This window comes from Pseudomonas sp. H3_C08 (assembly GCF_054669455.1).
Genome location: NZ_CP162803.1, coordinates 3,813,020 through 3,826,634 on the forward strand (window position 1 = coordinate 3,813,020; position 13,615 = coordinate 3,826,634).

12 protein-coding genes and 1 pseudogene are annotated in these 13,615 nt (G+C 60.6%); 6 read left to right on the forward strand and 7 right to left on the reverse strand.

Going from position 1 to position 13,615, the window contains the following annotated elements; translation table 11 throughout:
* Positions 1 to 47: 47 nt before the first annotated feature.
* From AB4N74_RS17420 to AB4N74_RS17430, 3 genes are all read left to right on the forward strand, one after another.
* Entirely contained in the window at positions 48 to 1,808 is a 1,761-nt protein-coding gene (locus AB4N74_RS17420; RefSeq protein WP_460101172.1) for an ATP-binding protein, read from the forward strand.
* Positions 1,808 to 3,136, forward strand: a complete 1,329-nt coding sequence (locus AB4N74_RS17425; RefSeq protein WP_257356000.1) for a sigma-54-dependent transcriptional regulator — start codon at positions 1,808 to 1,810, stop codon at positions 3,134 to 3,136. The genes AB4N74_RS17420 and AB4N74_RS17425 overlap by 1 nt, the downstream gene beginning before the upstream one ends.
* 383 nt (positions 3,137 to 3,519) lie before the next feature.
* Positions 3,520 to 4,839 (forward strand): MFS transporter, encoded by a 1,320-nt coding sequence (locus AB4N74_RS17430; protein WP_093430526.1) that lies wholly within the window; start codon positions 3,520 to 3,522, stop codon positions 4,837 to 4,839.
* A 150-nt stretch (positions 4,840 to 4,989) separates the two neighbouring features.
* Here AB4N74_RS17430 and AB4N74_RS17435 read toward each other — a convergent pair whose 3' ends face one another.
* Positions 4,990 to 5,745, reverse strand: coding sequence for a COG4705 family protein (locus AB4N74_RS17435; protein ID WP_460096729.1), 756 nt, complete (start codon positions 5,743 to 5,745; stop codon positions 4,990 to 4,992).
* 341 nt (positions 5,746 to 6,086) lie between these two features.
* Here AB4N74_RS17435 and AB4N74_RS17440 point away from each other — a divergent pair, with 341 nt between their 5' ends.
* Positions 6,087 to 6,362: a hypothetical protein gene (locus AB4N74_RS17440; RefSeq protein WP_034153461.1), complete on the forward strand. Its 276-nt coding sequence runs from the start codon at positions 6,087 to 6,089 to the stop codon at positions 6,360 to 6,362.
* A gap of 274 nt (positions 6,363 to 6,636) precedes the next feature.
* On the forward strand, positions 6,637 to 7,266 hold the full coding sequence (locus AB4N74_RS17445; protein ID WP_007912610.1) for a flavin reductase family protein: 630 nt from the start codon (positions 6,637 to 6,639) through the stop codon (positions 7,264 to 7,266).
* Positions 7,267 to 7,270: 4 nt separating this feature from the next.
* On the opposite strand, the gene AB4N74_RS17450 is transcribed toward AB4N74_RS17445, so the two are convergent.
* On the reverse strand, positions 7,271 to 7,513 hold the full coding sequence (locus AB4N74_RS17450) for a hypothetical protein (protein ID WP_116255098.1): 243 nt from the start codon (positions 7,511 to 7,513) through the stop codon (positions 7,271 to 7,273).
* Positions 7,514 to 7,556: 43 nt separating this feature from the next.
* Positions 7,557 to 7,910, reverse strand: a complete 354-nt coding sequence (locus tag AB4N74_RS17455) for a putative quinol monooxygenase (protein ID WP_093430529.1) — start codon at positions 7,908 to 7,910, stop codon at positions 7,557 to 7,559.
* A 338-nt stretch (positions 7,911 to 8,248) separates the two neighbouring features.
* On the opposite strand from AB4N74_RS17455, the gene AB4N74_RS17460 reads away from it, so the two are divergent.
* Positions 8,249 to 9,178 (forward strand): AraC family transcriptional regulator, encoded by a 930-nt coding sequence (locus AB4N74_RS17460; RefSeq protein WP_093430530.1) that lies wholly within the window; start codon positions 8,249 to 8,251, stop codon positions 9,176 to 9,178.
* A 277-nt stretch (positions 9,179 to 9,455) separates the two neighbouring features.
* On the opposite strand, the gene AB4N74_RS17465 is transcribed toward AB4N74_RS17460, so the two are convergent.
* From AB4N74_RS17465 to AB4N74_RS17480, 4 genes and pseudogenes are all read right to left on the reverse strand, one after another.
* Entirely contained in the window at positions 9,456 to 10,511 is a 1,056-nt protein-coding gene (locus AB4N74_RS17465) for an ABC transporter ATP-binding protein (RefSeq protein WP_460096732.1), read from the reverse strand.
* A 13-nt stretch (positions 10,512 to 10,524) separates the two neighbouring features.
* Complete coding sequence (locus AB4N74_RS17470; RefSeq protein ID WP_460096733.1) at positions 10,525 to 11,373, reverse strand: ABC transporter permease; 849 nt, start codon at positions 11,371 to 11,373, stop codon at positions 10,525 to 10,527.
* A pseudogene (locus tag AB4N74_RS17475) lies at positions 11,370 to 12,277 on the reverse strand (ABC transporter permease). Before AB4N74_RS17475 ends, AB4N74_RS17470 begins: the two are co-directional and overlap by 4 nt.
* A gap of 190 nt (positions 12,278 to 12,467) precedes the next feature.
* Positions 12,468 to 13,571 (reverse strand): ABC transporter substrate-binding protein, encoded by a 1,104-nt coding sequence (locus tag AB4N74_RS17480; RefSeq protein ID WP_093430534.1) that lies wholly within the window; start codon positions 13,569 to 13,571, stop codon positions 12,468 to 12,470.
* Positions 13,572 to 13,615 lie beyond the last annotated feature (44 nt).

Consider the following 13,615-nt stretch of genomic DNA (forward strand, 5'->3'; position numbering starts at 1 on the left):
GGGCGCATGCTATCGTGCCCGCCCGTCCTGTCGACCCTTCGCCCAGCATGCTGCCGACTTCCCGTACCTTGCGTCTGTCGTTGTATACCCTGCTGATCATTGCCGGCGCAGCGCTTGCCGCCACGCTTGCGATCCGCCACGCCGAACGCCAGGCGCTGGAGGAAGACGCCGCACGCGCCAACCAGCAACTGGCGTTGTACGCCAATTCCCTGCACACCCTGATCGACCGCTACCGCGCCCTGCCCGCCGTGCTGGCGCTCGATCCGCAATTGCGTTCGGCGCTGGCCGGGCCGGTCGATGCCGACGAGCAGGCGGCGCTGAATCTCAAGCTGGAAAAGATTAACGGCGCGGCGCAATCCTCGACCCTTGAGTTGCTCGACCACTCGGGCCTCGCCGTAGCGGCGAGCAACTGGCGCTTGCCGAGCAGTTACGTCGGCCACAATTACGGTTTCCGCCCCTACTTCAGCCAGACCCGCACCCAAGGCACCGGGCGTTTTTACGCGGTGGGCGTGACCAGCGGAATTCCCGGCTATTTCCTCTCGAGCGCGGTGCTCGGCGACAACGACGAGTTCCTTGGCGCGATGGTGGTCAAGCTGGAATTCCCCGAGCTGGAACGCGAGTGGAGTCAGGGCAATGACACCCTGCTGGTCAGCGATGCGCGCGGGATCATCTTCATCGCCAACCAGCCCGGCTGGCGCTATCGCGCGCTGCGGCCATTGAGCGCCCGCGACATGGATGAGATCAAAGCCACCCGACAGTACGACAAGCAGTCGCTGCAGCCCTTGACTCATTTATCGCTGCGCCGCTTCGATGACAACAGCGACCTGCGCCGCATCGAAGGCCCGCAAGGCACGGCCGATTATCTGTGGGAATCACTGCCCCTCAGCGCCGAAGGCTGGACCCTGCACCTGCTGCGCCATCCGCAAGTGGCGTTCGAAGACCTGCGCAACGCCGGGCTGGCCGCCGCCGGGGTGTGGCTGGCGCTGGTGTTTCTGTTGCTGTTTCTCAACCAGCGCTGGCGCCTGTCGAAAATCCGCCAGCGCAACCGTGAGGAACTGGAACAGTTAGTGGAAGAGCGCACCCGCGATTTGCGCACCGCGCAGGACGGCCTGGTGCAATCGGCCAAACTCGCCGCGCTCGGCCAGATGTCCGCCGCGCTGGCCCATGAAATCAATCAGCCACTGACCGCTCAGCGCATGCAACTGGCGACGCTGCGCCTGCTGCTCGAGCATGGCCGGGTCGACGATGCTTATAAAGCCTTGAAACCGGTAGACGAGATGCTCACGCGGATGGCTGCCCTCACCGGCCACCTCAAGACCTTCGCGCGCAAAAGCCCCAGCGGCTTGCGTGAGCGGCTGGATCTGGCGACGGTGGTCGATCAGTCATTGCAGTTACTCGATGCACGGTTGCGTGACGAACAGGTCAGTCTGGTGTTGCACCTGACGCGTCCGGCATGGGTACGCGGCGATGCGATTCGTCTCGAACAGGTGCTGATCAACCTGCTGCGCAACGCCCTCGATGCGATGCAGGGCAAACCGTGCAAGCGTCTGGAGATCCGTCTGGAAGCCGATGAGCAACTGTGGCGGCTGAGCGTCAGCGACAACGGCGGCGGGATTGCCGAAGACCATTTGGGCCAGGTGTTCGACCCGTTCTTCACCACCAAACCGGTGGGCGACGGTTTGGGTCTCGGCCTGGCGGTATCCTTTGCCATCGTGCATGAATCCGGCGGGCGCCTGAGCGCCGAAAATGGCGACAGCGGCGCGGTGTTCAGCCTGACTTTGCCGATCGATCTGGAGGCACACATCTGATGCTCAACTCGGTGATGGTGGTTGATGACGAAAGCAGCATTCGCAGTGCTGTCGAGCAGTGGCTGAGCCTGTCGGGGTTCGCGGTGCAGTTGTTCAGCCGCGCCGAAGAATGCCTCGCCGCCCTGCCCGCGCACTTTGCCGGGGTGATCCTCAGCGACGTGCGCATGCCCGGCATGGGCGGCCTGGCGTTGTTGGCCGAAGTGCAGAAACGCGACGCTGACCTGCCGGTCATTCTGCTCACCGGTCATGGCGATGTACCGATGGCCGTCGAGGCGATGCGCGACGGTGCCTATGACTTTCTGGAAAAACCGTTCAGCCCGGAAACCCTGCTCGGCAGCTTGCGCCGGGCGCTGGACAAACGCCGGCTGATTCTGGAAAACCGCGCACTGCACGAGCAGGCCGACAACCGCGCGAAACTCGATGCGACGTTGCTTGGTGTGTCCCGTGGTTTGCAGACGTTGCGTCGGCAAGTGCTGGACCTGGCGGCGTTGCCGGTCAATGTGTTGATCCGTGGCGAAACCGGCAGCGGCAAGGAACTGGTCGCGCGCTGCCTGCATGATTTCGGCCCGCGCGCGGCCAAGCCGTTTGTGGCGCTGAACTGCGCGGCGATTCCTGAGCAGTTGTTCGAGGCGGAGTTGTTCGGTCACGAGAGCGGTGCATTTACCGGCGCCTCGGGCAAGCGCATCGGCAAGCTGGAATACGCCGATGGCGGCACCTTGTTTCTCGATGAAATCGAAAGCATGCCGCTGGCACAACAGGTGAAACTGCTGCGCGTATTGCAGGAGCAGAAGCTTGAACGGCTGGGCTCGAACCAGAGCATTCGTGTTGACCTGCGCATTGTCGCAGCGACCAAACCCGACCTGCTCGATGAAGCCCGGGCCGGACGCTTTCGCGAGGACCTGGCGTATCGCCTGAACGTTGCCGAACTGCGCTTGCCGCCCTTGCGCGATCGCCGCGAAGACATCCCGTTGCTGTTCGAAACCTTCGCCCACAATGCCGCTGAACGCTTGGGCCGCACCTTTCCACCCTTGAGTGGCGCGCAATTGAGCCATCTGCTCAGCCACGACTGGCCGGGCAACGTGCGCGAACTGGCGAACGTTGCCGAACGCCAGGTGTTAGGCCTGGATGAACCGGCGCCGGGGATTGATCCGGGGCAATCGCTGGCGGCGCAGCAGGAGGCGTTTGAGGCGCAGTGTCTGCGCGCGGCGCTGACCCGGCACAAGGGCGATGTGAAAGCGGTGCTTGAAGAGTTGCAACTGCCGCGCCGCACGTTCAATGAAAAACTGCAGCGGCATGGGTTGAGTCGGGAGATGTTTTTGAGCGAGTGAGTCGGGCTTGGGATTTTCGGTGTGGCTGAGATCTTTCCCCCTCACCCCAGCCCTCTCCCCCAGGGGGCGAGGGGGAAGGGAGCCGATCTTCATGCTGTTCGAAACCTGAGTTCGACTCGGTATCCCAGGTCGGTGCAACTCGAACAATCCATTCGGTCAGTCCCCTCTCCCCCTGGGAGAGGGTTAGGGTGAGGGGCTTTTGATCTTCGCCCCAATAAGCGGAAATCCGCTCATCGAACCAAATCCTTCGGCAATATCCCGCTCACCCAATCCCGCCACCCCCTCTAGCCCGGCCCTCACCCCGTTGGCACACCTCCTGCTATAGCCCTCGCAGGCTGCGTTTCGACGCGCTCCACAAAAACAATTAAACGAAGGATCCTTCAATGGATAACTCCAACGCCCTGCCACTTGGGTCGGCTGCTGCGCCGGCCAAAGAAAGAACCACCGCCAGCCGGATCAAATCGATCTTCAGCGGTTCCGTTGGCAACATGGTCGAGTGGTACGACTGGTACGTGTATGCCGCCTTCTCCCTGTATTTCGCGAAAACCTTCTTCCCCGCCGGTTCCACCACCGCCCAACTGATGAACACCGCCGCGATCTTCGCCGTCGGCTTTCTGATGCGTCCGATTGGTGGCTGGCTGATGGGCATGTACGCCGACAAGGTCGGCCGTAAAAAAGCCCTGATGGCCTCGGTCTACCTGATGTGCTTCGGCTCGCTGCTGATCGCCCTCAGCCCGAACTACGAAACCATCGGCATCGGCGCGCCGATCCTGCTGGTGTTCGCGCGCTTGCTGCAAGGCCTGTCGGTCGGCGGCGAATACGGCACCTCGGCGACCTATCTGTCGGAGATGGCGACCAAGGAACGTCGCGGCTTCTTCTCCAGCTTCCAGTACGTGACCCTGATCTCCGGCCAGCTCATCGCGCTGGGCGTCCTGATCGTGCTGCAGAACGTGCTGACCACTGAACAACTGTACGCGTGGGGCTGGCGTATTCCGTTCGCCATCGGCGCGCTGTGTGCGGTCGTGGCGCTGTACCTGCGTCGCGGCATGGAAGAAACCGAGTCGTTCACCAAGAAAGAGAAGTCCAAGGAAAGCGCCATGCGCACCTTGATGCGCCATCCCAAAGAACTGTTGACCGTAGTCGGCCTGACCATGGGCGGCACCCTGGCGTTCTACACCTACACCACCTACATGCAGAAATACCTGGTGAACACCGTCGGCATGAGCATCTCCGACTCGACCACCATTTCTGCCGCCACGCTGTTCCTGTTCATGTGCCTGCAACCGATCATCGGCGGCCTCTCGGACAAGATCGGTCGTCGTCCGATCCTGATCGCCTTCGGCGTGCTGGGGACGATCTTCACCGTGCCGATCCTGATGACCCTGCACACCATTCAAACCTGGTGGGGCGCGTTCTTCCTGATCATGGCAGCGCTGATCATCGTCAGCGGCTACACCTCGATCAACGCGGTGGTGAAAGCCGAACTGTTCCCGACCGAGATCCGCGCGCTGGGCGTTGGCCTACCGTATGCACTGACCGTGTCGATCTTCGGCGGCACCGCTGAATACATCGCGCTGTGGTTCAAGAGCATCGGCATGGAAACCGGTTACTACTGGTATGTGACGGCGTGCATCGCGGTGTCGTTGCTGGTGTACATCACCATGAAAGACACCCAGAAGCATTCGCGCATTGTGACTGACTGACCGGTGTAGATTCAGTCACCATTGTGGTGATTGTTCTGGCCCCTTCGCGAGCAAGCTCGCTCCCACAGTGGTCGGTGGTGTTCACATATTCTGTGGGCACCCCATTACCCTGTGGGAGCGAGCTTGCTCGCGAATGAGGTCAACTCGGTATTAAGTCAACTCGGCAACCTGCGGCTTGCCATAACGTTTCTGCGCATACGAAGCGCCGACAATCATCACCAGCAGAATCCCCGCCAGCACCGCCGACGAACCGATGGTGCCAAAGTCCAGCCCGCCCTTCTCATGGGGCTTGGTCATCAAGTCACCCAACGTCGCGCCAAACGGCCGGGTCAGCACGAACGCCACCCAGAACAGCACCACCGTGGAAATCTTCGTGAAGTATTTCAGCAGCACGACCACGGCAATCGTCGAGCCGATCAGTAACGCACCACCGGCAAGTCCCAGGCCCGAGTCGTCGGCCAGGTAATCGCCCAGCGCGGTGCCGAGGGTGTTGGAGAACAGAATCGCCATCCAGTAGAACATCTCGCCACGGAAGGTCTGCACCTTGCTGACGTTGAGCGAATCACCGCTCAGGCGCCAAGCGGCGAAGATCGCCAGCAGGATCGCGATAAGGATCATCGAGCCGGTGGCGTAACCGAGTCCGAGGGTGCGGTCCATGAAGTCCGACATGGTCGTGCCGGCGGTGCTGGTGGACAGGATCACGATCCAGTACAGCAGCGGCTTGTAGGTCTTGGCCATCAACTGCGTGATCAGCGTCAGCACAAACACGCTGATCAGGATCAGCGAGCTCATGGCGTAGCCGACGTTGAGGGTCATCGACAACAAATCGCCCGCGGTTTCCCCCAGGGTCGTCGCGCAGATTTTCATGACCCAGAAGGCCAAGGTGATTTGAGGCAGTTTATTCATCGCAGGCAACGCTCCAGTGTGTGACGGCCGGTTCTTGGTTTTCTGGCCACGGGCAGACTGGCGTTGCAACGGTGAAAAAGCGGTCGGCAAAGTATGAAAAATCTGTCATGCCGCACAAAACAGCGATTAATCGCTAATTAATGCTGCCCCCTCATTCTGCAATCACCTGATCGATGACCTGCGCGACGCTCGCTGCGACGACGAAAGCGAATTCAACGCGCCGCCCTTAACATCAAGTTAATCGATTGTTCTTAGCATTAATTTGCGCTTTTTAATCAATTTATTTGGCGTAGCATTAAACCCATGCAAGACACACCGCCAACGAATCTGGAGTAACCGACATGAAAACCAAACTGATCCTCGCCCTGACCCTGTCCGTACTGGCTGCTAATACCTTCGCTGCCGACGGCTCGGATCGCACCAAATCCGCCGACTTCATCAACGGCGCCAGCGCCGCCATCGAAACCAGCCACACCGGCACTTACGCTGCTGATGGTTTTGATAAAACCAACATCGGCAAAGCTGTTGCTGCCGATGGCTTCGATAAAACCAACCTGGGTAAAACGGTCGCTGCTGACGGCTTCGACAAAACCGGCACCGCCGCTGCCATCAGCTAAGTATCAGCAGTCCTCCCACAGCCCGGCTTTGGCCGGGCTTAGTCATTTTGGGGCATGCCCCTTTCATGAGTTCACACCGAACCCTGTGGGAGCGAGCTTGCTCGCGAAGGCGTTGTGTCAGGCGATATCAATGCAACTGACCCGACGCTTTCGCGAGCAAGCTCGCTCCCACAGGGGAATTTCATCGATTGGAATATCGGTGTCTTGCTGGAAATATGTGGCGTGTACTTGCACTATTGGCCACCTGACTCAGCACTCTCCAGGACCACCCGCCATGCCCGATGACATCCACTTCTACGAACCCGCCAACGGCCACGGTCTGCCCCACGATCCGTTCAACGCCATCGTCGGCCCACGCCCGATCGGCTGGATTTCTTCACAGGATGCCAACGGCCGCTTGAACCTGGCGCCGTACAGCTTCTTCAATGCCTTCAACTACATTCCGCCGATCATTGGTTTTTCCAGCGTCGGGCGCAAAGACAGCCTGAACAACATCGAGCAGACCGGCGAGTTCGTCTGGAACCTCGCCACCCGGCCGCTGGCCGAGCAGATGAACCAGAGCTGCGCGATGGTCGCGCCTGAGGTCAACGAGTTTGAATTGGCGGGTTTGACGACAGTGGCGTCAAAAGTGATTTCAGTACCACGGGTCGCAGAAAGTCCGGTGTCCTTCGAATGCAAGGTCACGCAGATCATTCAATTGCAGCGCGCTGATGGCGAGACGGTGCCGAGCTGGCTGATCCTCGGCGAAGTGGTCGCCGTGCATATCGCCAAGTGGCTGTTGAAGGATGGAATCTACGACACCGCCGCAGCAGAACCGATTCTGCGCGGCGGCGGGCCGGCGGATTATTTCCAGTTGGGGCCTGAGGCCCTGTTCAAGATGTGGCGTCCGGGCGCCAACAAGTAACGCGTTACCAGATCAACTCGGCGTCTTCAGTGACGCCATTGAGGTTATCCAGCTCCTTGATGGCCGCTTCATCAGCGGCAATGGCGCCGGGGAAGATCTGGTCATTCAACAGTTTGTGAAAGCGTGGTGCACCGCCATCGACCAGGGCCTTGACCGCGATTGCCGCGTGATAGCCCTTGTTGCCGCCCAACTCGACGGGGACGACTGCGGAAACTGCTTCGAAGTGTTCGAACTCTTTACGTGCCATGTCACATATCCCGGCTCAGACAAACAAGCCGGACATTAAACCCTCAACCGACGAGTTTGTGTACCGGCGCCGGGCATTGACCGAGGGCTTGCGCCGCCGACACGTCCTTGAACGTGTGGAAGTCGAGGCTGTTGACCACCAGTTCCTGCACCAGCTCGGCGAAGATTTCCATCGATGGGCTGTTGAAATAGTTGGTCATCATTTGCTGGCTGCTCCAGAAGCCGGAGACCAGCCACAACTCGGGATCACACTGCGAATGCTGCAAGGCAAAGCTCAGGCAACCGGGGGCGGCGCGGGACGGCTCGATCAACGCGCTCAGGCGTACACCGAGTTCCGCCGAACGCCCGGCGCGCGCTCGAACGAAGGCCATATGACTGACGGGAATCTGCTTGGACATGTTCAACCCTCCCAGGGAGTCGCGTGGCAGCCGGGGGACGGGCTGCGACAGGATCAAAGGTTAAGGGCCGCACGCCAGCCGCCGTTAGTCGATTCCTGTCGCTGCGTTGCACAATCCTGCGAGACTGCGCAGAAGACCTGTAACAACCTGTAAAACTGCGTCACACGGTTGTCATACGGCGTATCAAGCAACTTTGCCGCCCTACAACCTGCTATGGCTGAGCCCGCCCACAATCCCATGCAGGATCAGGCAAGCATTTCGCAGGATGTGTCTACCGCTGGCGCTTGCACAAACATATGCTCTGCTCCATTCCACCTCCCCTGCCGAGGATGCCGTGCATGACGTCATTCGATCGTTTTCAAGCCGAACCCACCGCTGACATGGAAAAACAGCGCGCGGAACTGGCGGCGATCATCCGCCGCAACACCACCGACGATGGCAGCTACGAGACCGCCATCGGCTCTCTGTTCATGTCGCGTCACACCCGATCCCACGACTTTGCCCCGGTGCTCGCGCAACCGGCGCTGTGCATCATGGCGCAGGGACGCAAAGAGGTGCGGCTGGCCGACGAGTTCTTCAATTACGATCCGCTGAATTACCTGGTGGTGTCGGTTTCGATGCCGTTGAGCGGGCGCGTGGTGAATGTCTCGCCAGAAGAACCGATCCTCGCCGTGCGCCTGGATATCGACCCGACCGAAATCACCGCGCTGATCGCCGACGCCGGCCCGATGGGCGTGCCGACGCGGCCGACCGGGCGCGGTTTGTATGTCGAGCAGATCGACAGTTCGATGCTCGATGCCGTGCTGCGTCTGGCCCGCTTGCTCGATGCACCGAAAGACATCGCCATGCTGGCGCCGCTGATTCGTCGGGAGATTCTTTATCGCCTGTTGCGCAGCCCGCAGGGCCATCGTTTGTATGAAATCGCGATCGCCAATAGCCAGAGTCATCGCATCAGTCAGGCGATCAAATGGTTGAACGGCAACTTCGAACAGCCGCTGCGCATTGATGACCTGGCCAAAGAAGTGAACCTCAGCGTCTCGACCTTGCATCACCGTTTCAAGGCGATGACGGCGATGAGTCCGTTGCAGTATCAGAAGCAGTTGCGCTTGCAAGAGGCGCGGCGGTTGATGTTGGCGGAGGGGCTGGAAGCGTCGGCGGCGGGGTATCGCGTCGGGTATGAAAGTCCGTCGCAGTTCAGCCGTGAGTACAGCCGCTTGTTTGGTGCACCGCCGTTAAGGGATTTGGCGCGGTTACGGCTTTCGGTGTGACCGTTAGAAGCCCCTCACCCTAGCCCTCTCCCGGTGGGAGAGGGAACTGATTGTGGGATATTGAAGAGATTCACCGACTTGAACGTTTGGCTTTGAATCCATAATCGACTCGATCTCTCAGGCCGATGAATAGCGCCTGCTTTGCCGAATCCATAATCGACTGGATTTTTCAGGTCGATGGATAACGCCAGACACCTCGGTCGGCTCCCTCTCCCCCCGGGCGGTCCGACGTTTCGGGAGGGCTGGGGTGAGGGGCGATTCGGAGTCGGAGCTCGCTCTAAGCCCCCAACACCCGACAAGCCTCCACCGGCAACGTCACCGACACCGGATGCCCGATCGCCAATCCGATCCCCTGACACGGCGTACTCAACGCGGTAAACGTCACCCCGGAACACTCCACCGTGGTCTCGATGGTCGCGCCGATATCACGCACAAACGTCACCTTGCCGAGCAAGCGATTCCCCGCCGTCGCCTGCGCTGCCGACAGTTGCAGGTCTTCCGGACGAATCAGCATCTTCACTTTCTGCCCGACGACAATGCTGCTACAGATCGGCACTTGCAGCGCGTCACCACCCGGCAGGCTGACCTTGCCATCGCCCAGCGCCGTGGCCGGGAAAATATTGCCCGAGCCGATGAAGTCCGCGACAAACTCATTGGCCGGATGCCGATAGATTTCGATCGGCGTACCGACCTGCTGCACCTTGTGTTCGCCCAGCACGACGACGATATCGGCCATGGTCATCGCTTCGCGCTGATCGTGGGTGACCATGATCGTGGTGATGTTCAGGCGCTGCTGCAGTTGGCGGATTTCCACCTGCATCGACTCGCGCAGCTTGGCGTCGAGCGCCGACAGCGGCTCATCGAGCAGGAGGATTTTCGGGTGCGAAGCAATCGCCCGGGCAATCGCCACGCGCTGCCGCTGACCGCCGGAAAGTTTCGCCACCGGGCGATCGATCATCGCCTGCAACTGGATCAGCTCCAGCAACTCGACCACGCGCTTGTGTTGATCAGCCTTGTTGACGCCGCGCAACTTCAGCGGGTAGGCGATGTTCTCGCCAACGGTCATGTGCGGGAACAGCGCCAGCGACTGGAACACCATGCCGAAGTTGCGCAGGTGCGCCGGGGTCTGGCCGATGTCTTCGCCGTCCAGACGAATCTCGCCACCACTCAAGGTTTCCAGCCCGGCGATCATCCGCAGCAAGGTGGTTTTGCCGCAGCCGGAAGGGCCGAGGAAACACACCAGTTTGCCTTCCGGCAAATGCAGGTTGACGTCTTGTACCGCGCACGCCGAGCCGTAGAATTTCTCGACGTTTTCCAGAATCAGACCAGTCATGTTGCACCTCAAATCAAAAGGAAACGCCGCCCTCGCCCAACAGCTTCTCCAGCGCCCAGATCAGGACGAAGTCGATCAGCACGATCAGCACGGCAAACGAGAACACGGTAGGGTCGAGCGATGACACGGTGCGGCTGTACATCCAGATCGGCACGGTCATGACGTCGATGGTGTAGAGGAAATAGGTCACGGTGAATTCGTTGAACGAGACGATGAACGCCAGCAGCATGCCCGCCAGAATCCCCGACTTCATCAACGGCACCACCACATCGACAATCGCGCGCAGCGGTGAAGCGCCAAGCATCCGCGCCGCTTCCTCGACTTCGCTGCCGATGGAAAGCATCGCTGCGGTGCAGTTCTTCACCACAAACGGCAAGGCCAGAATCACGTGGGCAATCACCAGCCGCGAAGTGGTCAGGTGGAACGGCAGGCTGTCGAACACCAGCAGCAAGGCCAGGCCCAACACCACCATCGGGAACACCAGCGGCAGCGACATCAGTTGCAGCGCCACGGCCTTGCCACGGAATTCGCAGCGGGTCAGCGCATACGCGGCAGGCACCGCGATCAGCGTGGCAAAAACCATCGTCAGGCACGACACCAACAGGCTGGTGGCCATGGCCTGACCGAGGCTGAGCACGTCGCTGGCGTCCGGCGAAACAAAGGTGTGCCAGGCCGCTTTGTACCATTGCAGGCTGTAGCTGCTCGGTGGGAAGTCGAGGTTCGACGCACCGCTGAACGACATGACGATCATGGTCAGGATCGGCAACACCGCCAGCAGCAGAATGAAGCCGGAGAGGATGCCGGCGAACTTGCCGGTTTCGCCGGGCAACAGCGCCATGCGCTTCTTGGTCAGGGCACTCATTGCGAAGCCTCCAGCAGACGCCGACGACGGCCAGTGATGTATTCAGAGAGAGTCATGATCGCCAGCGTGGTGACGATCAGCACCACCCCGGCTGCCGACGCGGCGGGCCAGTTCATCAGCGGCGCGATCTGGTCATGCACCATCACTGCGAGCATCGGCACCCGCCGGCCACCGAGCAGCAACGGCACGACAAAACTGCTGGCGTTGTAGGCGAACACCAACGTTGCACCGGTGATGATCCCGGGCAAACTCATCGGCAGAACCACTTGGCGGAACACTTGAAAACGGCTGGCACCGAGGGTCGCAGCCGCTTCCTCATAGGTGCGGGCGACGCCGCGCATGGCGCTGGCAATCGGCAACACCGCGAGTGGAAACGCTGTTTGCACCAGGCCCATCAGGACGCCGTTCTGGTTGTACAGCAACATGATCGGCCGCTTGATCAGACCGAGGCCCATCAGCGCCTGATTGAGCATGCCGCCGGGCCCGAGAATCACCAGCCAGCCGTAGCTTTGCAGCAGCAGATTGACCAGCAACGGCAGCAGCACCGCTGCGAGGAAAATCCGCCGCAGAAACGGCGAGGTCAGCCGCGACATGGTGTACGCCACCGGGATCGCCAGCACCACGGCAATCACCGCGCTGATCAGCGCCAGACGCAAGGTCAGCAGCAAGGATTTCAGGTAGTACGGTTCGAGCAACTGGGCATAACTGGCCAGGCTGAAACCGCTCCACTCCGCGCCTTTGGTGCCGACGCTCATGCGCAGCACCAGCAGGCTGGCGGCGATCAGCACGCCGAGAAACAGCATCGACGGCGTGAGGAAAACCACGCCCGCGCGGTGGGCGAAACACCGCGCACCGGGCGCACGGCAGCAGCGCCGACCGCTTGGGTCAGGGATTGATGTTCCATAGCAATAATCTCGTCAATGGAAAAACAACTGACGAACACAACTCTCCAAACCACCCCCGCCCCCTTGTAGGAGTGAGCCTGCTCGCGATAGCGGTGTGTCAGCCACCTAATAGGTTGACTGGTATGACGCTATCGCGAGCAGGCTCACTCCTACAGGGGATTTGTGGTGTTCGGAAGGTTTGTGTTCGGCTCAGGAAGAAAAAATTTCCGTATAACGACGAATCCATTGGTCATGCACGGTGGCCAGGAAGGCGTTGTCGTGCATGATCGCCTTCTCGGCAATCTGCTCCGGCGTGAGGATGAACGGGCTCTTGCGCGCTTCGGCGGAGATGATCGCCTTGGCGTTGACCGGGCCGTTGAAGATGTCCTCGGCCATCTTGCCCTGCACCAGCGGGTCGAGGGAGTGGTCGATGAAGGCGTAGGCCAGGTCGGTGTCGCCCGGCCGATTCTTCGGCATCACCGAGAGCATCAGGTCGGTGTAGAACCCTTCCTTCATGCCGAACGTAGCGCCGAGGCCGTAGTTCGGATCGCGAATCTGTTTGGGGAAAAATGCCGGGGCATAGAGGCCGCCCATGTCCAGCGAACCGGTGCGGAACAGCTCGGCAATCTGGTTCGGGTTTTCGCCCAACGTCACCACGCGATCCTTGAGTTCGGCGAGCTTCTTGAAGCCCGGCTCAATGTTGTGTTCGTCACCGCCGGCCAGTTTCGCGGCGATGATGATCAGGTCCATCGCCTCGGTCCAGTTCGGCGGTGGCAGAAAAATATTCGGCGCCAGATCGGCATCCCACAACGCGGCATAACTGCTCGGCGCCTCTTTCTGGGTGCGAGTGCTGTAGACCAGACTGTTGCACCACAACAGGTAACCGATGCCGTGCCCGTTGGCGCCGGTACGGTATTTTTCCGGGACGTCGACCAGGTTGGGAATGCGGTTGAGGTCGGGTTTTTCCAGCAGCCCGGCGGCCGCCAGACCTTCGGCGCCGACGCCTGCCAACGTGATGATGTCGTACTGCGGACGATCACCGCCGGCCTTGAGTTTGGCGACCATTTCCGAAGTGCTGCCGGTGCGGTCGGCGATGACCTTGGCGCCAGTCTTGGCTTCGAACGTGGCGGCGATGTTGCGCAGTGCCGCGAGGCCGGTGTCATCCGACCAGGTCAGCAAACGCAGGGTCTTGCCGGCGAAGCGGGTGTCGCTGGCGCTCGCCCGGATGAAGGGCATGCTCAGGGCAGCCGCCGCCACCGAGGCGACGCCGACGGTTTTAATGAATTGACGCCTGTTCAGATCGTGCTCGCCCATGACGGACTCCCTTTGTTCTTTTAAGTATGAGGTTGGTCGCAACC